The following is a 21,190-nucleotide window of genomic DNA, read 5'->3' as shown; positions in this document are numbered from 1 at the left end:
GTTGGACGTCCGCGACGGGCGGTGGGAGGATGTGCCGCCGCGCCTTCCGGGACCACCGTATTCCCCGTCAAAAGCGGCACCGGAACAGGGCTGCCGCGTCGTTTTGGTGAGAGTTGGCGGGCTTTCGCGGGTCACGTGAAGGGCTCGTGCAGACTGGCCGGATGCGTACGGAACTCGTCTCGGAACCCGGCCGGCCCGACCGCCCCAATGAGGACTTCGCGAGCGTCGGACTACCGGCGTCCGGACGGGGTGGCGCGCTCGTCGTCCTGGACGGGGTGACGCCGCCCCGGGGTGCCACGGGCTGTCTGCATTCCGTTCCGTGGTTCACCGCGCGTCTCGGCGGCGCGCTGACCGAACTGGCCGCCTCGCTCCCGGACGTCTCCCTGGCGGGGGTGCTGGCCCGCGCCATCGCCCGTACCGCGTCGGCCCACGCGGAGACCTGTGACCTTTCTCACCCGCGCACGCCGCAGGCGACGGTGGCCCTGGCCCGCTGGTCCGATTCCTGGGTGGAGTACCTGGTGCTCTGCGACTCGGCGCTGCTGGTGGAGGGGCCGGACGGCGGGGTCAGGGCGCTGCTCGACGACCGGCTGGCGCGGCTGCCGCGCTCGGCGCTGGCCTCGGAGGCGGAGGTGGACGCGAGGCTGCGGAACAAGGAGGGCGGCTTCTTCACGGCGGCGGCCGATCCGGCGGTGGCGGCGCGGGCGGTGACGGGGGTGCTGCCCCGGGCGGCGGTGCGGACGCTGGCGGCGCTGACGGACGGGGCGACGCGCTGGGTGGAGACGTTCGGGGAGGGCGACTGGGCGGACTGCCTGTCGGTGATCCGCGAGGAGGGCGCCCGCGCCCTGGTGGAGCGGGTCCGGCACCTGGAGCGGTCCGACGCGGCGCGGTCCCGGGCCTTCCTGGGCCGTTCCAAGACACACGACGACGCGACGGTGGTCCACGCGGAACTGTGACCCGGCGCCGGGCGCGCCCCCTCCCCCGCGCGGCGCCGCCGGGGTCCCGGGACAGTACGGCCCCGGACGGCGCGGAGCCGGGACGGCGCGGAGCCGGGACGGTACGCCTCCGGAGCCGCCCGGGGCCGGAGCCGCCAACGGCCGGGCGGGCCGGACACGGCGCGGGCGGCCCCGTCACGACGCGGACGGGCCGGACGGGCGGACGCGGCACGGGCGGACCGATGGCCGGACCCGACCGTGGGCACGGCCGGGTCCGACCGGAACGCGGCGCGGGCGGGGTGAACGGACCCCGCACGGGCGAGTGGACCGAGCGGCGCGGAGGGGCCGACGGACGCGACCGGCGCGGGCGGGCCGGACGGACGCGACCGGCGCGGGCCGACCGATGGGCGGGCCGATCGCCGGGCACTGGCCGGGGCCGACCGGAACGCGGCGCGGGCGGGGTGGGTGGACCAGCCGCGGCCGGCCGGGGCGCGGCCCGGTCCGATCCGGCTCGGGCCGGGTGAGCGGACGCGGGCGCGCGGCTACTTGTCCGTGCCCCGGTTCAGCTCGTGCAGCAGCCTGGCGAGTTCGGTCACCTCGCGCGGGTCCCATCCGGCCAGCCGGCGCGCGTAGCGGGCCCGGCGGGCGTCGCGGACCCGGCCGACCCGGTCCTGGCCGCGCGGGGTCAGGGTGATCAGCCAGGCGCGCCCGTCGCCGGGGTCCGGCTCGCGCGCGACGAGGCCCAGTTCCTCCAGCGCCCGCAGCTGGCGGGACATCGTGGCCTTGCCCACGCCGATGTAGGCGGCGAGTTCGGTGGCCCGCTGCCCGCCGCACTCGCCGAGCCGGACGAGCAGCCCGTACGCGGAGGGTTCGAGGTCGGGGTGGACCTCCCGGGCCATCTCGCCCTGGCTGGCGCGGGCGCGGCGCAGCAGGACCGTCAGTTCCCGCTCCAGCGCCAGGAATCCGGGCTGGTTCACACCACTCGCGGGCGCCGCCGGTTCGTCCCCGTGACCACCGCCGTTTCCGTCTTCGCGCACGTCAGCCCCTGTCTCGAAGTTCCCGGTCCTGAAAGTTTCCGCCAACGGCCCCCATCACCGCAGCTCCACAAGTATTTCGCAGGCTTAGACCAACGGAGGTTTCCCGTTCCCTTCCCACCCCCGTTCTACGTGCGTAGCGTCATGGACAGGACACGACTGGCGTGGTCACGCCATGCGGGCGGAGCCCGTCGTGCCCACCCCCACGCACCACACCCCCCACCGAGCACCACCGAGCCATCGGAGACACGTCATGCTCGCGCCCAGATCCGGGTCCCCCCACCGCCGCCGGACCGCGGCAGCCGTCCTGTTCGCCGCCTTCTGGCTGCTGCCGGCCCTGTCGGCCTCCCCCGCGTCCGCCGCCGACACCCCCGCCCGCGGCAGCGCCCACCTCGGCATGGGCGTCGTCGCCCACGACGGGCAGCAGCGCGGTTCCGGCCGCGCCGCGAACGCCGCCGTCCAGACCGAGGGCGTCGACGTCTCCAGCCACCAGGGCGACGTCGACTGGCCCACCCTGTGGTCCGGCGGCGTCAAGTGGGCCTACGCCAAGGCCACCGAGGGGACGTACTACACCAACCCCTACTTCGCCCAGCAGTACAACGGCTCCTACGGCGTCGGCATGATCCGGGGCTCGTACCACTTCGCCACCCCGGACACCACCAGCGGCGCCGTCCAGGCCGGCTACTTCGTCGACCACGGCGGCGGCTGGTCCCGGGACGGCAGGACGCTGCCGGGCGCGCTCGACATCGAGTGGAACCCGTACGGGGACACCTGCTACGGGAAGACCGCGGGCCAGATGGTCTCCTGGATCGCGGACTTCCTGAACACCTACAAGGCCCGCACGGGCCGCGACGCCGTCATCTACACGGCCACGAGCTGGTGGACCCAGTGCACCGGCAACTACGGCGGCTTCGCGGTGAACAACCCGCTGTGGATCGCCCGGTACGCGGACGCGGTGGGCACGCTGCCCGCCGGGTGGGACTTCCACACCATGTGGCAGTACACCTCCTCCGGCCCGACGGTGGGCGATCACAACCGGTTCAACGGCGCCCTGGACCGGGTCCAGGCGCTGGCCAACGGCTGACCCCGCCCCCTTCCGCACCGCGCGCACGGGCCCGGAACCCGGGAGGGGGTCCCGGGCCCGTGCGCGGGCGGCTCACGCGGCCAGCGGAGCCTCCCGCCGTCCGGCGCCGGCGGCCGGGGCCAGGGCCAGTTCCAGCACCTGGCGGACATCGGTGACGGCGTGGACCTCCAGTGCCGCCAGCACCTGGGCCGGGACGTCGTCCAGGTCGGGCTCGTTGCGCTTGGGGATGATCACCGTGGTGACGCCCGCCCGGTGCGCCGCGAGCAGCTTCTGCTTGACCCCGCCGATCGGCAGCACCCGTCCGGTCAGCGACACCTCACCGGTCATCGCCACGTCCATGCGCACCGGACGGCCGGAGAGCAGCGAGGCCAGGGCGGTGATCATGGTGATGCCGGCGCTCGGGCCGTCCTTGGGGACCGCGCCCGCCGGGAAGTGGATGTGCACGCCCCGGTCCTTGAGGTCGGCCACCGGCAGCTCCAGTTCGGCGCCGCGGCTGCGCAGGTAGCCCAGGGCGATCCGCGCCGACTCCTTCATCACGTCGCCGAGCTGCCCGGTCAGCGTCAGCCCCGCCGCGCCCGTCTCCGGGTCGGCCAGCGAGGCCTCGACGTACAGCACGTCGCCGCCCGCCCCGGTGACCGCGAGGCCGGTGGCCACGCCCGGCACCGAGGTGCGCCGCTCCGCCGGGTCCTGCGCGGACTCGGGCACGTGGTGCGGCCGTCCGATCAGCTCCCGCAGCCCGGCGCCGGTGACCGTGCGCGGCAGCTCCGCCTCGCCCAGCTCGTGCTGGGCGGCCACCTTGCGCAGCAGCCGGGCGAGGTGCCGCTCCAGGGTGCGCACGCCCGCCTCGCGGGTGTACTCGCCGGCCAGCCGCCGCAGCGCGTCCTCCTCCACGGTGACCTCGTCGGCGCCGAGACCGGCCCGCTCCAGCTGGCGCGGGAGCAGGTGGTCGCGGGCGATGACGACCTTCTCGTCCTCGGTGTAGCCGTCGAGCCGGACCAGCTCCATCCGGTCCAGCAGGGCCTCCGGGATGGCCTCCAGGACGTTGGCGGTGGCCAGGAAGACGACGTCGGACAGGTCGAGTTCGACCTCCAGGTAGTGGTCGCGGAAGGTGTGGTTCTGCGCCGGGTCCAGGACCTCCAGCAGGGCGGCGGCCGGGTCGCCCCGGAAGTCGGAGCCGACCTTGTCGATCTCGTCGAGCAGGACGACCGGGTTCATGGACCCCGCCTCCTTGACGGCCCGTACGATCCGGCCGGGCAGCGCGCCCACGTAGGTGCGCCGGTGGCCGCGGATCTCGGCCTCGTCGCGGACGCCGCCCAGGGCGACCCGGACGAAGGCCCGGCCCATGGCGTGGGCGACGGACTCGCCGAGGCTGGTCTTGCCGACGCCGGGCGGGCCCACCAGGGCGAGCACGGCACCGCCGCGGCGCCCGCCGACGACGCCCAGGCCCCGGTCGCCGCGGCGCTTGCGCACCGCCAGGTACTCGGTGATCCGCTCCTTCACGTCCTCCAGGCCCGCGTGCTCGGCGTCCAGGACGGCACGGGCGCCCCGGATGTCGTAGGCGTCCTCGGTGCGCTCGTTCCAGGGGAGTTCCAGAACGGTGTCCAGCCAGGTGCGGATCCAGGAGCCCTCGGGCGTCTGGTCGGAGGACCGCTCCAGCTTGGAGACCTCCTTGAGCGCGGCCTCGCGGACGTGCGCGGGCAGGTCGGCGGCCTCCACGCGGGCCCGGTGGTCGTCGGACTCCTCGCCCTCCCCGTCGCCGTTGAGGTCCCGCAGCTCCTTGCGCACCGCGTCGAGCTGGCGGCGCAGCAGGAACTCGCGCTGCTGCTTGTCGACGCCCTCCTGGACGTCCTTGGCGATGGTCTCGGCGACGTCCTGCTCGGCGAGGTGGTCGCGGAGCTGCTGGGTGGCGAGCCGCAGCCGGGCGACCGGGTCGGCCGTCTCCAGCAGGGCGAGCTTCTGCTCGGTGGTGAGGAAGGGCGAGTAGCCGGAGTTGTCCGCGAGCGCGGAGACGTCCTCGATGGCCTGGACCCGGTCGACGACCTGCCAGGCGCCGCGCTTGCGCAGCCAGGCGGTGACGAGGGCCTTGTACTCCGTGACCAGCTCGGCGACCTGGCCGGGCAGCGGCTCGGGCAGGGACTCGTCGGCCCGGGTGCCCTCGACCCACAGCGCGGCGCCGGGCCCGGTGGTGCCGGCGCCGATGCGCACCCGGCCGCGGCCGCGGATCAGGGCGCCGGGGTCGCCGTCCGCCAGCCTGCCGACCTGCTCGACGGTGCCGAGGACGCCGGTCGCGGCGTAGGCGCCGTCGACGCGGGGGACGAGGAGGAGCCGGGGCTTGCCGGAGCCGCCGCCCGCGGCGGCCTGGGCGGCCTCCACCGCGGCCCGCACCTCGGCGTCGTTCAGGTCCAGGGGGACGACCATCCCGGGCAGCACGACCTCGTCGTCGAGCGGCAGCACCGGCAGGGCGAGCGGTGTGAAGGCGTCGGACTCAGCAGCCATGATCTCCCCTTTGACAGTCAAGTTGAGTTACATCGGCTCAATGCGTGGAGGCGGTCCATTGTTCCCGCCCCGGCGCCGCGTTCGCTGTGAGCGATCAGAGGTGTCCTGGGGCGTGGACCCCTCGCTTCGCGGCCTCACGCCCCACCCGGTCCTCCGTCGCCGGCCCGGACCGGTGAGTCGTGGCGGGTTCGCCATCGGTGCCGCCGGGCGGAGGCACGCACTCGCCCCGAACGGCGGCGGTCGTCACCACGCCGTTCGGTGACGACCGGGTTCGGACGATCGGGTCCAAGGGCCGGAGAGCGGCCGCCCCCCGCTTCCGGCGACCACCGGCATGATGGGATCCATGGCATGACGGACTGGTCCCGACTCAGCCACGCCTACGGCTCCGCCGAAGACATACCCGCCCTGCTGGCACGCATCGCGTCCGAGCGCGGATCGGGTCCCTGGGACGAACTGTGGTCCGCGCTCTGCCATCAGGGCAGCGTCTACTCGGCCAGCTTCGCGGCGCTGCCCTGGCTGGCCGACATGGCCGAGAACGAGGACCGGGGGCAGGCCGTGAACGCCCTGGGCCTGGCGGGGGCCATCATGGCGGGCGCCGGGCAGCCGCACGGAGCGGGTGATGTCCGCACTCGGTACCCGGCCGAGATCGCGACCCTGCTGGCATCGGTGAACCGCCGCCTCCGGACCGCGGCCGACCGCACCGAGTACATCCACCTCCTGGAGTCCATGCTCGCCTTCGAGGGCGTCGCGGGATGGAGCGAGGACCTGGCTTGGGGAATCGGGAATGAGGAGTACGAGATCTCCTGCCCCGAATGCGAAACCGACCTGTTCATCGTCCTCGGCGAACACGGGTTCTTCTGCACCGGCGAGGACTACGCCCTGTCGGACGGCACCGTCGAAACCCGCCCGCTCCGCCCGGCGAGCCCCACAAGCCTGGAAGGCATCGGCTCGCGTCTCCACGACATCGCGCTCACCGACGGCCAACACGAGATCGCCCACGTGCTGACCCATGTCTTCGGGAACGCGACCTGCCCGGACTGCGAAACCGACTTCTCGGTCGCCGACCGGGTCAGCGCCCGCTAGACGTATCGACCCGCAGCGTTGTTGACGCGGCTGACGGGCGGGTGTCCGACAATGGCCGTCGTCGCCCGGCCCGCAGGGCGGCCGCGCGGCGTCGGGTGCGTGCTCCCGGCGCGCCGGCCCCGGGCCTTCCCACGGGACGCGCTCGGGGCCGGGGCCGGTGCGGCGGGAGTGCCTGCACGGCGTCGTGAGGCGGACGGGAATCACCGGACCGGCCTCGGGCGCGCCCCCGGCGGTTCCGGACCCGAGACCAGGCACCCGCCCTCCGGAATCACGGTGTCATTGCGCGCGGAACCGGACCACGCGGGGCATCGCCGCCGTTCGTCCCGCGGCCCGACGCCCGGTCACGACGCAACCGCACATCTTCCGGTGCAAAGGACGGGGAACGGGCCGGGCGGGCCGCGGCGGCCGGACCGGGAGGGCCCGGACCCGCCCCCGGGCAGCGCCACCGCGCTCCCGGCGGCGCCCGGCTCCCGGTTCGCGCCCCCACTTCCGGCCACCGCCCCCGCCGCGCGGGCGCGCCTGTCAGGATGGACCGATGCCCGCCATCACCACCCCCGATCCCCACGACCGCCCCCAGGTCCTCGATCGCCGCGAGGGACCCCACGGCGAGGTCGTCCTGCGCCGCCACGGCGACCTGCTGCAGATCATCGCCAACGGCTGCTTCCTCATGGACACCTCCGACGGCCGCTCGGAACGGCGGCTCGTCGACGCGGCGGCCGAGGCGCTCGACGGACGGCCCGCGCCGCATCTGCTGATCGGCGGGCTCGGTGTCGGCTTCTCGCTCGCACACGCCGCCGCCGACCCGCGCTGGGGCCGCGTCGCCGTCGTCGAACGCGAACCGGCCGTCATCGACTGGCACCTTGACGGGCCGCTTTCCCAACTCTCCGCGCAGGCCCTGGCGGACCCGCGCACCGAGATCGTCCGGGCCGATCTCGTGACCCACGTCAACGAGACGCCGGACACCTACGACGCGCTCTGCCTCGACATCGACAACGGCCCCGACTGGACCGTCACCGAGAGCAACGGCGGGCTCTACACACCGGCCGGACTCGCCGGATGCGCAAGGGTGTTGAGGCCCGGCGGGGTGATCGCCGTCTGGTCCGCGCGACCTTCTCCGATTTTTGAAGAGACGTTGCGCAATGCCGGGTTCCAACGGGTGCGTACCGAAGAGATCCCGGTTGCCCGGGGCGTTCCCGACGTGGTCCATCTCGGCGTCGGGCCTGGATAGCAAAGCCGCGGCGATCCCCCGTACGCTGCTGCCCTGACGCGGATCTTCCGGGCGTCGGGCGCAGTCATGGGATCACCCCACGGATTCCGGAAAGCACACCTCAGGGGCGGGCGATGGACCAGACACAGACCTCCCACAGCGGCACGGCGGGCGCCACGCAGGGCGCACAGCGCCGGGTGCTGGTGGTCGAGGACGACCAGACGATCGTGGACGCCATCGCGAACCGCCTGCGCGCCGAGGGGTTCCTGGTGCAAACGGCGGGTGACGGACCGTCCGCCGTCGACACGGCCGAGGCGTGGCAGCCCGACCTGCTGATCCTCGACATCATGCTGCCCGGCTTCGACGGCCTGGAGGTCTGCCGCCGGGTCCAGGCGCAGCGCCCGGTGCCGGTGCTGATGCTGACGGCGCGCGACGACGAGACGGACATGCTGGTCGGGCTCGGCGTCGGCGCCGACGACTACATGACCAAGCCGTTCTCGATGCGGGAGCTGGCCGCGCGGGTGCACGTCCTGCTGCGCCGGGTGGAGCGGGCGGCGCTGGCCGCGACCACCCCCCGCAGCGGCATCCTGCGCCTGGGCGAGCTGGAGATCGACCACGCCCAGCGCCGGGTGCGGGTGCGGGGCGAGGACGTCCATCTCACGCCCACCGAGTTCGACCTGCTGGTCTGCCTGGCCAACACCCCGCGCGCGGTGCTCTCCCGCGAGCAGTTGCTGGCCGAGGTGTGGGACTGGGCGGACGCCTCCGGCACCCGGACCGTCGACAGCCACATCAAGGCGCTGCGCCGCAAGATCGGCGCCGAGCGCATCCGCACGGTGCACGGCGTGGGCTACGCGCTGGAGACACCGGCGCCGTGAGCCGGGAGCGGCAGGCCGCGCGGAGGAGCCCCGGGGAACCGTGGGGCGGTGTCCGGCCGTTCTCCATCAAGACCAAGCTGGGCGCGCTGGTCGTCACCTCGGTCCTGATCACCACCGGTCTGTCGGTGATCGCCGTGCACACCAAGACCGAGCTGCGGTTCATCACCGTCTTCTCGATGATCGCCACCCTGCTGATCACCCAGTTCGTGGCGCACTCGCTGACCGCGCCGCTGGACGAGATGAACGCCGTGGCCCGCTCCATCTCGCACGGCGACTACACCCGCCGGGTGCGCGAGAACCGCCGCGACGAGCTGGGCGATCTCGCCGTCACCATCAACCGCATGGCGGACGACCTGGAGGCCCAGGACCGCCAGCGCAAGGAGCTGGTGGCGAACGTCTCGCACGAGCTGCGCACCCCCATCGCGGGGCTGCGGGCGGTGCTGGAGAACATCGTGGACGGGGTCACCGAGCCCGACCAGGAGACGATGCGCACCGCCCTGCGGCAGACGGAGCGGCTGGGCCGGCTGGTGGAGACCCTGCTCGACCTGTCCCGCCTGGACAACGGCGTGGTCCCGCTGCGCAAGCGCCGGTTCGAGGTGTGGCCGTACCTGTCGGGGGTGCTGAAGGAGACCAACATGGTCGCTTCGGCGCGCGCGGCCATAGGCTCCGGCTCCGGCAGCCACACCCGCACCGACGTGCACCTGGCCCTGGACGTCTTCCCCAGCGACCTGACCGCGCTCGCCGACCCGGAGCGCATCCACCAGGTGGTCGCCAACCTGATCGACAACGCGGTCAAGCACAGCCCCCCGCACGGACGGGTGACGGTGCGGGCCCGGCGCGGGGACCATCCGCACTCGCTGGCCCTGGAGGTCCTGGACGAGGGGCCCGGCATCCCGCGCTCCGAGTGGCACCGGGTCTTCGAGCGGTTCAACCGGGGCGCGGTCTCCCGGCCGCACGGTCCGGGCAGCGACGGGGGCACCGGTCTGGGCCTGGCCATCGCGCGCTGGGCGGTGGAGCTGCACGGCGGCCGGATCGGTGTGGCCGAATCCGAGCGGGGATGCCGCATTCTCATCACCCTTCCAGGGGACAATTCCCTGATGAGTTGACGTAGGGTTCGAAGCGGAGGACCAAGATCCACGATCATCCCCGCTGGCGGACACGTGTGATCAGGTGCGAAGCCGCGACGACGCCGCGCCGGGTCCCGCTCTCGCATTCCCGCCAGACACGGAACCCCGGTTGTTTCCCGCCATTTCCCGCGATGAAACGCGCTCCGTCGTGTGACTTACGCGACGTTGAACCGCCCGGTCTGACCTTCCGGCCCCGGGAGGCGTAGCCTTGATTCCCGCTGTCCACCATCTTGTGAAGAAGCGGAAGAGGGCGGTTCTCGCCGTGTCGCCACAGTCCAGTAACTCGAGCATCTCCACCGACACCGACCAAGCGGGCAAGAACCCCGCAGCCGCGTTCGGTGCCAACGAGTGGCTCGTCGACGAGATCTATCAGCAGTACCTCCAGGACCCGAACTCCGTGGACCGGGCCTGGTGGGACTTCTTCGCCGACTACAAGCCGGGCGCGGCCGCCGCCCAGGCCGCGTCGGGCGCCGCCCCGGCGGACGCCTCCGCGCCGCCGGCCGCACCCGCGCCGCAGGCCCAGGCACCCGCCCCGGCCGCCCCTCCGCAGCCCGCCCCGGCCAAGGCCGCGGCGCCCGCGAAGCCCGCCGCCGCCCCGGCCCCGGCCGCCGCTCCGGCGAAGGCCGCCCCGGCCAAGCCGGCCGCCGCGCCGAAGGCCGAACCCGCCGCGGGCGCCCCCGAGGGCCCCGAGCTGGTGGCGCTGCGCGGCCCGGCCGCCGCGGTCGTCAAGAACATGAACGCGTCCCTGGAGCTGCCCACGGCCACGTCCGTGCGCGCCGTCCCGGTGAAGCTGCTGTTCGACAACCGCATCGTCATCAACAACCACCTCAAGCGGGCCCGGGGCGGGAAGATCTCCTTCACGCACCTGATCGGCTACGCGATGGTGCGGGCCATCAAGGCCATGCCGGCGATGAACCACTCCTTCGGCGAGAAGGACGGCAAGCCCGTCCTCGTCAAGCCGCCGCACATCAACCTCGGCCTCGCCATCGACCTGGTCAAGCCCAACGGCGACCGCCAGCTCGTCGTCGCGGCGATCAAGAAGGCCGAGACCCTGAACTTCTTCGAGTTCTGGCAGGCCTACGAGGACATCGTCCGCCGCGCCCGCGACGGCAAGCTGACGATGGACGACTTCACCGGCGTCACGGTCTCCCTGACCAACCCCGGCGGCCTCGGCACCGTCCACTCGGTGCCCCGCCTGATGCCCGGCCAGTCGGTCATCATGGGCGTCGGCGCCATGGACTACCCGGCGGAGTTCCAGGGCACCAGCCAGGACACCCTGAACAAGCTCGGCATCTCCAAGGTCATGACGCTCACGTCGACCTACGACCACCGGGTCATCCAGGGCGCCGCCTCCGGCGAGTTCCTGCGCCAGGTCGCCAACCTGCTGCTCGGCGAGAACGACTTCTACGACGAGATCTTCGAGGCCCTGCGCATCCCCTACGAGCCGGTCCGCTGGCTCAAGGACATCGACGCCTCGCACGACGACGACGTCACCAAGGCCGCCCGCGTCTTCGAGCTGATCCACTCCTACCGGGTCCGCGGCCACGTCATGGCCGACACCGACCCGCTGGAGTACCAGCAGCGCAAGCACCCCGACCTGGACGTCAACGAGCACGGCCTCACCCTGTGGGACCTGGAGCGGGACTTCGCGGTCGGCGGCTTCGCCGGCAAGGCGCTGATGAAGCTGCGCGACATCCTCGGCGTGCTGCGCGACTCGTACTGCCGCACCACCGGCATCGAGTTCATGCACATCCAGGACCCCAAGCAGCGCAAGTGGATCCAGGACCGGGTGGAGCGCCCGCACTCCAAGCCGGAGCGCGAGGAGCAGCTCCGCATCCTGCGCCGGCTGAACGCGGCGGAGGCCTTCGAGACCTTCCTGCAGACCAAGTACGTCGGCCAGAAGCGGTTCTCGCTGGAGGGCGGCGAGTCCGTCATCCCGCTGCTCGACGCGGTGCTGGACTCGGCCGCCGAGTCCCGCCTGGACGAGGTCGTCGTCGGCATGGCCCACCGCGGCCGGCTGAACGTGCTGGCGAACATCGTCGGCAAGTCGTACGCGCAGATCTTCCGCGAGTTCGAGGGCAACCTCGACCCGAAGTCGATGCACGGCTCCGGCGACGTCAAGTACCACCTGGGCGCCGACGGGACCTTCACCGGCCTGGACGGCGAGCAGATCAAGGTCTCGCTGGTCGCCAACCCCTCCCACCTGGAGGCGGTGGACCCGGTCCTGGAGGGCGTCTCCCGCGCCAAGCAGGACATCATCAACAAGGGCGGCACGGACTTCACCGTCCTGCCGGTGGCGATCCACGGCGACGCGGCCTTCGCGGGCCAGGGCGTGGTGGCCGAGACCCTGAACATGTCGCAGCTGCGCGGCTACCGCACCGGCGGCACGGTCCACATCGTCATCAACAACCAGGTCGGCTTCACCGCGGCCCCCGAGTCCTCGCGCTCCTCCATGTACGCGACGGACGTGGCCCGCATGATCGAGGCCCCGATCTTCCACGTGAACGGCGACGACCCGGAGGCCGTGGTCCGCGTCGCGCGGCTGGCCTTCGAGTTCCGCCAGGCGTTCAACAAGGACGTGGTGATCGACCTCATCTGCTACCGCCGCCGCGGTCACAACGAGTCCGACAACCCGGCCTTCACCCAGCCGCTGATGTACGACCTGATCGACAAGAAGCGCTCGGTGCGCAAGCTCTACACCGAGTCCCTGATCGGTCGCGGCGACATCACCCTGGAAGAGGCCGAGCAGGCGCTCCAGGACTACCAGGGGCAGCTGGAGAAGGTCTTCACGGAGGTCCGCGAGGCCACCGCGCAGCCGTCCTCCGTGCCCGCCTCCGACCCGCAGGCCGAGTTCCCGGTCGCCGTCTCCACCGCGGTGTCCAGCGAGGTCGTCAAGCGGATCGCCGAGTCCCAGGTCAACATCCCCGACCACGTCACCGTGCACCCGCGGCTGCTGCCGCAGCTCCAGCGCCGGGCGGCCATGGTCGAGGACGGCACCATCGACTGGGGCATGGGCGAGACCCTCGCCATCGGCTCCCTGCTGCTGGAGGGCACCCCGGTCCGGCTCGCCGGCCAGGACTCCCAGCGCGGCACCTTCGGCCAGCGGCACGCGGTCATCATCGACCGCAACACCGGCGAGGACTACACGCCGCTGCTGTACCTGTCCGAGGACCAGGCCCGCCTGAACGTCTACAACTCCCTGCTCTCCGAGTACGCGGCGATGGGCTTCGAGTACGGCTACTCGCTGGCCCGCCCCGACGCGCTCGTCATGTGGGAGGCGCAGTTCGGCGACTTCGTCAACGGCGCGCAGACGGTCGTGGACGAGTACATCTCGGCGGCCGAGCAGAAGTGGAACCAGACCAGCGGCGTCGTGCTGCTGCTGCCGCACGGCTACGAGGGCCAGGGCCCGGACCACTCCTCGGCCCGCGTCGAGCGCTTCCTCCAGCTCTGCGCGCAGAACAACATGACGGTCGCCATGCCGACCTCCCCGGCGAACTACTTCCACCTCCTGCGGTGGCAGGTGCACAACCCGCACCACAAGCCGCTGGTGGTCTTCACCCCGAAGTCGATGCTGCGCCTCAAGGCCGCGGCGTCGAAGGCGGAGGAGTTCACCACGGGCCAGTTCCGCCCGGTCATCGGGGACGCCTCGGTCGACCCGGCCGCGGTGCGGAAGGTCGTCTTCTGCGCCGGCAAGGTCTACTACGACCTCGACGCCGAGCGGAAGAAGCGCGGCGTGACGGACACGGCCATCATCCGCATCGAGCGCCTGTACCCGCTGCCGGGTGCGGAGCTGCAGGCGGAGATCGCCAAGTACCCGAACGCCGAGAAGTACCTGTGGGCCCAGGAGGAGCCGGCGAACCAGGGTGCCTGGCCGTTCATCGCGCTCAACCTGATCGACCACCTCGACCTGGCGGTCGGCGCGGACGTCCCGCACGGCGAGCGCCTGCGCCGCATCTCGCGTCCGCGCAGCTCGTCCCCCGCCGTCGGTTCCGCCAAGCGGCACCAGGCGGAGCAGGAGCAGCTCGCGCGCGAGGTGTTCGAGGCCTGATCCCGGATGGGCCCGTCCCGGTCCGCCCGCCACCGCGGCGGAGCGGCCGTGACGGGTCCGGTGCGACAGCCACGCAGACCCGGTTCCCGTTGCGACGGGGGCCGGGTCCGCGCGTTGTGCCGGGTCCGCGTACGGCGGGCGGGCGGCGCGGGTCCGGCGGGGCGTGGGCGGGGCGTGGGCGCGGCTCGGTCCCGGTGGGGGCCGGGGGCGGCGGTGCCGGGGCGCTCCCCGGCGCGTGCCCCGGGGCGTCCACGGGTGCCCGGGCGGGCCCGGTCCGTGTGCCGTTCACCCGTACGGGGGTGCCGGGCGGGTGGTCCGGCATGTATCGCGTGTGTGTATCGCGTTCCGGGTGTCGCGTCCCGTCAGCGGGGTTCACCGCGGCGGTCCCGGCAGGGTCGCGGGCCCCATATTCTGAGGGCATGTACTTCACCGATCGAGGCATCGAGGAACTGGAGAAGCGGCGTGGCGAGGAGGAGGTCACCTTCGAGTGGCTGGCCGAGCAGTTGCGGACGTTCGTGGACCTGAACCCCGACTTCGAGGTGCCGGTGGAACGGCTGGCGACCTGGCTCGCCCGGCTGGACGACGAGGACGACGAGTAGGACCCGCCCGGCCTCCGGGGCCGCCTCCCCGGGCGGCGGGGCGGGCGGAGCCCGACGGCGAGCCGGGCGGTCTGGCTCCGGGCGACCGGGCTCCGGGGCGGTCTGCTCCGGACGGCCGGGGGCGGTACGGCCCGGCACCGGGCAGGGGCCGGCGGCACGGCTTCCGGCGGCACGGTCGGCCCGCCCCGCCGCCCGGGTAGGCGGCCCCACGGCACGGCGCGCGTCCGAAGACCGCCTCCGTCCGCCCCCGCGCAGCCCGCGCCGCCCCTCCCCCGGCCGCACCCGGCCCCTTCGCCGCGCCCGTTCCGGCCCGCCGCAGCCCCCGGTGCGCTCCGCACGTCATCAGAACAGGTGTCTTGACTTTCGCGACCCGCGATATATCGTGAACATGAGAACGCGATATGGCGCGTTCGGTCGAGGAGGTCTGCGCCATGCCTGAATGGTCCGTCGCCGAGCCCGGGAAACTCACCTTCGACGAGCCCGTGGCCCGGCTCCGCGTGCGCGTCGTCGACGGAACGGTCAACGTCATGGGCGTCGAGGAGGGTTCCGCCCGCCTGGAGGTCTCCGAGCTGGAGGGGCCGCCGCTGGTCGTGACCCAGCAGGGCGACACCCTGACCGTGAGCTACGAGGACCTCCCCTGGAAGGACTTCCTGAAGTGGCTCGACGGGGGCGGTCGGCGCCGCTCCGCGGTGGTCTCGCTGGCCGTGCCCGCGCACACCCGGGTGGAGGTCGGCGTGGTCGGCGCGGCGGCCGTGGTCTCCGGGATCGGCGGGCGGACGGAGGTCCGGGGCGTGAGCGGGGACAGCACCCTGGTGGGCCTCTCGGGCCCGGTGCGCGCGGAGACGGTCACGGGCAGCGTGGAGGCCCAGGCCCTCACCGGCGACCTGCGCTTCTCCTCCGTCTCCGGCGACCTCACCGTGGTGGAGGCGGGCTCCTCCTCGGTGCGGGCCGACTCCATGAGCGGCTCCATGATCGTCGACATCGCCGGCTCCGGCGGGCCCGCCGACATCGGGCTCAACAGCGTCTCGGGCGAGATCGCCATCCGGCTGCCCCACGCGGGGGACGCCCGGGTGGAGGCCAACAGCGCCAGCGGCTCGGTCTCCAGCACCTTCGAGGACCTGCGGGTGAGCGGCCAGTGGGGCACCAAGCGGATCACCGGCCGGCTCGGCACGGGCCTCGGGCGGCTGAAGGCCACGACGGTCACCGGTTCGATCGCCCTCCTTCGCCGGGACGACGAGGACACCCCGGGCACCCCGGCGGAGCCGGAGCACGGCCCGGAGGGCGGCCCGGACGACACGTCCGCCACCGGCCTGGACGGCGGCGGTGCGTCCGGCACGCCGGACGACGGCACGAACGAAAAGAAGGTGCTCTGACATGCCCCCCGTCTTCGCCCACGGCCGCCTGCGCCTCTACCTGCTGAAGCTGCTCGACGAGGCCCCCCGCCACGGCTACGAGGTGATCCGGCTCCTGGAGGAGCGCTTCCAGGGCCTCTACGCCCCCTCGGCCGGCACCGTCTACCCCCGGCTGGCCAAACTGGAGGCGGAGGGCCTGGTCACCCACACCACCGAGGGCGGCCGCAAGGTCTACGCCATCACCGACGCGGGCCGCGCCGAGCTGGCCGGCCGCAGCGGCGAACTGGCCGATCTGGAGCTGGAGATCCGCGACTCGGTGGCCGAGCTGGCGGCCGAGATCCGGGCCGACGTGCGGGGCGCCGCGGGTGATCTGCGCCGCGAGATGCGCGCGGCGGCCGGAGCGGCCCGCCGGGGAGAAGCCGGCGGGGAGACCGACGGGGCCGCCCAGACCGGCGAGAAGGAGGCGTGGCGCGCGGCCAAGGAGGAGATGCGGCGCGTCAAGCAGGAGTGGAAGGAGCAGGCCCGCCGCGCCAAGGACGAGAGCCGCCGGGCCCGCGAGGAGGCCCAGCGCGCCCGCCGCCAGGCCAAGGAGGCGCAGGAGTGGGCGCGTGGCCGGGCCCAGGAGGAGATGCAGCGCATCGCCCAGCGCGTCCAGGAGCAGGTGCAGGACCACTTCTCCCGTGGCGACTGGCCGACGGGGCTGAAGGAGGGCCTGGGCGAACTGGCCAAGGAGATGGGCGAGTTCGGCAAGGAGTGGGGCTTCGGCGCCGGTGGCGGGGAGCAGAAGCGGGGGGCCCGCGCCGACGGGCCGACGTACGACTGGCCCAAGGAGGACTTCCCCGCGGAGTACGCCCCCGTCTGGGCCGAGGAGGACGCCGCCGCGTCGAGCGGCGATCCGGCCCGCGATCTGGACCGGCTGCTGGACCGCTTCCGGGACGACATCCGGGACGCGGCCCGCGACCACGGGGTCACGCCCGAGCAGCTCCGCGAAGCCCGGCAGGAGCTGGCCGCGACGGCGGCCCGCATCGCGGCCCTGCTGCACACACCCAGGCCCTGACGCCCGGCGGGTGGGGGGTGCTCCCAGATGGCGGGGGGTGCTCTCCCGGAGGGCGGGGCAGCCGGGCGGGGTTGCCCCGGGCAGGGGCATCCGGGCAGGCGGGCCTCAGGCGCGCCGTCTGCCTCCGCCTCCGCCCAGCACCCGGGTGAGGGCGCCGTGGGGCACCCCGTGGTCGGCCGACACCTCGGCGGAGTCCCGGGCCGGACGACGAGGATCAGGAGGACGTGTTCGTCGCCGATGTACCGGTCCCGCCACGTGCTGCGCAGAGATCTCTCCAGCCCCCTTGGGGCCCCGGCTGACGCTCGGCTGCCTGGAGCACCATGGCGGCCTGGGTGCCCACCCGGACCGAGGACTCCCGCCGGGGCGGTGCCACCGTCGAGTCCCACGGCCGACACCCGGTTGCCCTGAGCGCCGGGCGCGGTCCGGGCAACCGGGTGTCAGGCGGGGTTGCCCCGGGCAGGGGCATCCGGGCGGGCGGGCCTCAGGCGCGCCGTCTGCCTCCGCCTCCGCCCAGCACCCGGGTGAGGGCGCCGTGGGACACCCCGTGATCGGCCGACACCTCGGCGGAGTCCCGGGCCGGACGACGAGGATCAGGAGGACGTGTTCATCGCCGATGTACCGGCCCCGCCACGTGCTGCACAGAGACCTCCAACACTCCCTTGGGCCCTGACCGACGCTCGCCTGTCCGGAATCCCGGCCGACGCCAGGCTGCCTGGAGCGCCGGGCACGGTCCGGGTGCCCGCCCGGATCGAGTGCTCCCGCCGGGGCGATGCCACCGTCGAGCACCCCGGCCGACACCCGGTCGCCCGGAGCGCCGGGCGCGGCCCGGGTGCCCGCCCAGACCGACCGAGGGCTCCCGCTCGGGCCACACGCCGATGGCCGTCGAAGCCCTCGCCGCCCGCGGCCCAGCAACCGCAACCCGGATGTCCTCCGGACCAAGGACTACCCCCAGGGCGGTCCCACCGTCGAGCCCCGGCCGACACTCGGTTGCCCGGTCGCCCGGAGCGCCGGGCGCGGTCCGAGTGCCCGCCCAGACCGACCGAGGGCTCCCGCTCGGGCCACACGCCGATGGCCGTCGAAACCCTCGCCGCCCGCGGCCCGGCACCCCCAACCCGAGTGCCCGCCGGACCGAGGGCTGCCGCCGGGGCGGTGCCACCGTCGGTCCAAGCTCGGGGAGGAGGACCGGAGCCGGAAGGAGGGCCGGAGGGAGCAGGTTCGAGGCGGGAGAGCAGGGTCGAGGCAGAGCGCAGAGGGCAGAGCCAGCGCCGGGGCTGGGCGGGGCGGTGATGCCGTCCGTCGGCCGGACGGTGGCGCCGTCGGGGTGGCCGCGAGCGCGACCGGTAGGAGGGCCGACCGCAAGGGGCGGGACTCGCAGGTCTCATGACTGTGTCTCACCCCCGGACGGAGTGCGCCCCCGGACTGAGTGCGCCTCCGGGACGGCGGGTGCCTCCGGGAGGCGCCGCGTGCCCCCCGGGATGCCGCGTGCCCCCGGAATGCCGCGTGCCCCCGGAATGCCGCGTGCCTCCAGGATGCCGCGTGTCTCCGGGGCGGGGATGACGGTGCGTCAAGTGGTGGTGAGCACGATCTTGCCGAAGTGGTCTCCGGACTCCATCCGTGCGAAGCCTTCCCGGGCGCGGTCCAACGGCAGCACCTCGTCGATGACCGGGCGCACACCGGTGGCGGCGCAGAAGGAGAGCAGGTCCTCCAACTCGTCCTTGGTGCCCATGGTGGAGCCGACGACCTTCAGCTCCAGGAAGAAGATCCGGGTCAGCTCGGCGTGGGAGGGCCGGTCGCCGCTGGTGGCCCCGGAGATGACGAGGGTGCCCCCGGGGCGCAGCGACTTCACCGAGTGGGACCAGGTGGCCGCGCCCACGGTCTCGATGACGGCGTCCACCCGCTGCGGCAGCCGTGCCCCCGGCTCGACGGCCTCCACCGCGCCCAGCTCCAGGGCCCGCCGCCGCTTCGCCTCGTCCCGGCTGGTGGCGAAGACCCGCAGCCCCGCGGCCCGGCCCAGCACGATCGCGGCCGTGGCCACGCCGCCGCCCGCGCCCTGCACCAGCACCGAGTCCCCGGGACGGACCCCGGCGTTGGTGAACAGCATCCGGTACGCGGTCAGCCAGGCGGTCGGCAGGCAGGCGGCCTCGGCGAAGGAGAGTTCCCGGGGCTTGGGCAGGACGTTCCAGGTGGGCACGGCCACCTGCTCGGCGAAGGTGCCCTGGTAGCGCTCGGTGAGGATGGAGCGGGGTTCCCGGGGGCCCACGCCGTGGCCGCTCTGGCCGATCACCGAGTGGAGGACGACCTCGTTGCCGTCCGCGTCGACCCCGGCGGCGTCGCAGCCGAGGATTATCGGCAGCCGCTCCTCCGGGAGACCGACGCCGCGCAGGGACCAGAGGTCGTGGTGGTTGAGGGAGGCGGCCCGGACATCGACGACGCTCCAGCCGGGGCGGTCCCCGGGGGCCGGGCGCTCCCCGGTCTCCAGGCCGGAGAGCGGGTGGTCGCGGTCGATTCGGGCGGCGTAGACGGCGAACATGTCCTCGACGATAGGTTCCGCGCCCGACATCCGAAACCGCGCGTCCCTGTGACACACCCCCTCTTGCCACGGCCCCACGGCAGGTGCTGCCGACGGGCGCGCCCCGGCTGCACGGAGGGGATCGGCCCGGGGGTGGGGCAGGTGTCCGAAAACGGTGAACACTTCGGGGCGGAGTGTTCACGGATTTCCACACCGTGCCCCGCGCCGCCCTCCCGGTCCCGCGAGACGGGCCGGTCCCGGAACGTCGGACGGCCCCGCCCCCTGGAAGGGGCGGTGCCGTCGGCGCTCGTGCGGCGGCGCCGTCAGCGGCGCGCGACGCCCTCCGCGCGGGCGGCGGCAGCGACCGCCGCGGTCACGGCCGGCGCGACCCGCTCGTCGAACGGGGACGGGATGACGTAGTCCGCGGCGAGGTCGTCGCCCACGACGGAGGCCAGCGCCTCGGCCGCCGCGAGCTTCATGCCCTCGGTGATCCGGGAGGCTCGCACCTGGAGTGCCCCCGCGAAGATGCCGGGGAAGGCCAGCACGTTGTTGATCTGGTTCGGGAAGTCCGAGCGTCCGGTGGCGACGACCGCCGCGTACTTGCGGGCGATCTCCGGGTGCACCTCGGGGTTCGGGTTGGCCATCGCGAACACGAACGCGCCCTCGGCCATCGAGGCCACCGCGGGCTCCGGGACCGTACCGCCGGAGACGCCGATGAAGACGTCGGCGCCCGCGAGCGCCGACTCCAGCGAGCCCGAGAGGTTCCGCCGGTTGGTGAAGGAGGCCAGCTCGCGCTTGACCGGGGTCAGGTCCTCGCGGTCCGACGAGACGACGCCCTTGCGGTCGGCGACCGCCACGTCGCCGATGCCGGCCCCGATGAGCATCCGGGCGATGGCCACCCCGGCCGCGCCCGCGCCCGAGATCACGGCCCGCAGCTCGCCCAGCGTCCGCCCGCTCAGCCGCGCAGCGTTGCGCAGGGCGGCCAGCGTGACGACGGCCGTGCCGTGCTGGTCGTCGTGGAAGATCGGGATGTCGAGGCGCTCCTGGAGCCTGCGCTCGATCTCGAAGCACCGCGGCGCCGAGATGTCCTCCAGGTTCACGCCGCCGAAGGAGGGGGCGAGCCGGACGACGGTCTCGACGATCTCGTCGGTGTCCGTGCAGTCCAGGGCGATCGGGACCGCGTCCACGCCGCCGAACTGCTTGAAGAGGATGGCCTTGCCCTCCATCACCGGGAGGGACGCCTCGGGGCCGATGTCGCCGAGACCCAGGACGGCGGTGCCGTCGGTCACGACGGCCACGACCGACGACTTCCAGGTGTAGTCGTGCACGAGGTCGGGCTGCTCGGCAATCGCGGTGCACACCTTCGCGACGCCGGGCGTGTAGGCGAGGGACAGGTCGTCCGCGTCCCGGACCGGCACGGTGGCCTGCACGGCCATCTTGCCGCCGCGGTGGAGCGCGAACGCCGGGTCGAAGGAATCGAGCGGCTCGGCGCCCGCCTCCGTACCGGTGTCGCTGCGAGGATTGACGATCTCCGCTGCCACTTTGTGTTACCCCTTAAGTGTTCATGGTTGAGGGTTGTCCACTCCAGGTGAGGAGCGGGCGGGCACCGCGCAGGAACAGGACCGCTGGTCGCACATGAGTCCCCGCGCGACGGGCGCGCCGCACACGCGCCCTGAGCCCCTGATGAGGGGTGTAATGAACCTTCTTACCCGACGGATGCCTCCCCCGACGAGTCCGATAAGCGCAAGCTCACATGTCGGACCCCGAAGGCGGTACGACGGTGACAC

At 73.5% G+C, this 21,190-nt stretch carries 14 protein-coding genes; 10 read left to right on the top strand and 4 right to left on the bottom strand.

Annotated elements, in window-relative coordinates:
* Positions 1-161 precede the first annotated feature (161 nt).
* Complete coding sequence (locus GTY84_RS21535) at positions 162-953, top strand: protein phosphatase 2C domain-containing protein (protein ID WP_161227950.1); 792 nt, start codon at positions 162-164, stop codon at positions 951-953.
* Positions 954-1,474: 521 nt separating this feature from the next.
* Here the strand turns inward: GTY84_RS21535 and GTY84_RS21530 are convergent.
* Positions 1,475-1,969 carry a MarR family transcriptional regulator gene (locus tag GTY84_RS21530; RefSeq protein WP_161227949.1) on the bottom strand — a complete coding sequence of 165 codons (495 nt, stop codon included), beginning with the start codon at positions 1,967-1,969 and terminating at the stop codon, positions 1,475-1,477.
* A gap of 250 nt (positions 1,970-2,219) precedes the next feature.
* Here GTY84_RS21530 and GTY84_RS21525 point away from each other — a divergent pair, with 250 nt between their 5' ends.
* Positions 2,220-3,050, top strand: coding sequence for a lysozyme (locus GTY84_RS21525; RefSeq protein ID WP_161227948.1), 831 nt, complete (start codon positions 2,220-2,222; stop codon positions 3,048-3,050).
* 72 nt (positions 3,051-3,122) lie between these two features.
* Here GTY84_RS21525 and lon read toward each other — a convergent pair whose 3' ends face one another.
* Complete coding sequence (gene lon, locus GTY84_RS21520; protein WP_161227947.1) at positions 3,123-5,546, bottom strand: endopeptidase La; 2,424 nt, start codon at positions 5,544-5,546, stop codon at positions 3,123-3,125.
* 348 nt (positions 5,547-5,894) lie between these two features.
* On the opposite strand from lon, the gene GTY84_RS21515 reads away from it, so the two are divergent.
* The 8 genes from GTY84_RS21515 (at position 5,895) to GTY84_RS21480 (ending at position 16,894) form a co-directional block, all read left to right on the top strand.
* Positions 5,895-6,629 (top strand): hypothetical protein, encoded by a 735-nt coding sequence (locus GTY84_RS21515; protein ID WP_161227946.1) that lies wholly within the window; start codon positions 5,895-5,897, stop codon positions 6,627-6,629.
* 535 nt (positions 6,630-7,164) lie between these two features.
* On the top strand, positions 7,165-7,857 hold the full coding sequence (locus GTY84_RS21510) for a spermidine synthase (RefSeq protein WP_161227945.1): 693 nt from the start codon (positions 7,165-7,167) through the stop codon (positions 7,855-7,857).
* Positions 7,858-7,970: 113 nt separating this feature from the next.
* Positions 7,971-8,711 (top strand): response regulator transcription factor, encoded by a 741-nt coding sequence (locus GTY84_RS21505; RefSeq protein ID WP_161227944.1) that lies wholly within the window; start codon positions 7,971-7,973, stop codon positions 8,709-8,711.
* Positions 8,708-9,817, top strand: a complete 1,110-nt coding sequence (locus GTY84_RS21500) for an ATP-binding protein (RefSeq protein WP_161227943.1) — start codon at positions 8,708-8,710, stop codon at positions 9,815-9,817. The genes GTY84_RS21505 and GTY84_RS21500 overlap by 4 nt, the downstream gene beginning before the upstream one ends.
* A 283-nt stretch (positions 9,818-10,100) precedes the next feature.
* Entirely contained in the window at positions 10,101-13,886 is a 3,786-nt protein-coding gene (locus GTY84_RS21495; RefSeq protein WP_161227942.1) for a multifunctional oxoglutarate decarboxylase/oxoglutarate dehydrogenase thiamine pyrophosphate-binding subunit/dihydrolipoyllysine-residue succinyltransferase subunit, read from the top strand.
* A gap of 419 nt (positions 13,887-14,305) precedes the next feature.
* Entirely contained in the window at positions 14,306-14,485 is a 180-nt protein-coding gene (locus GTY84_RS21490; protein ID WP_003992906.1) for a DUF6104 family protein, read from the top strand.
* A gap of 431 nt (positions 14,486-14,916) precedes the next feature.
* Complete coding sequence (locus tag GTY84_RS21485; protein ID WP_161227941.1) at positions 14,917-15,858, top strand: DUF4097 domain-containing protein; 942 nt, start codon at positions 14,917-14,919, stop codon at positions 15,856-15,858.
* Between the two features lies 1 nt (position 15,859).
* On the top strand, positions 15,860-16,894 hold the full coding sequence (locus tag GTY84_RS21480; RefSeq protein WP_161227940.1) for a PadR family transcriptional regulator: 1,035 nt from the start codon (positions 15,860-15,862) through the stop codon (positions 16,892-16,894).
* Between the two features lie 1,564 nt (positions 16,895-18,458).
* Here GTY84_RS21480 and GTY84_RS21475 read toward each other — a convergent pair.
* Both GTY84_RS21475 and GTY84_RS21470 read right to left on the bottom strand, forming a co-directional pair.
* Positions 18,459-19,424 (bottom strand): zinc-binding dehydrogenase, encoded by a 966-nt coding sequence (locus tag GTY84_RS21475; RefSeq protein ID WP_161227939.1) that lies wholly within the window; start codon positions 19,422-19,424, stop codon positions 18,459-18,461.
* A 302-nt stretch (positions 19,425-19,726) separates the two neighbouring features.
* Positions 19,727-20,944, bottom strand: coding sequence for an NADP-dependent malic enzyme (locus GTY84_RS21470; RefSeq protein ID WP_161227938.1), 1,218 nt, complete (start codon positions 20,942-20,944; stop codon positions 19,727-19,729).
* Between the last annotated feature and the right edge of the window lie 246 nt (positions 20,945-21,190).

The organism is Streptomyces sp. SID8352, assembly GCF_009862265.1.
GTDB lineage: Bacteria > Actinomycetota > Actinomycetes > Streptomycetales > Streptomycetaceae > Streptomyces.
This window is presented reverse-complemented; position numbering and strand designations above follow the sequence as displayed.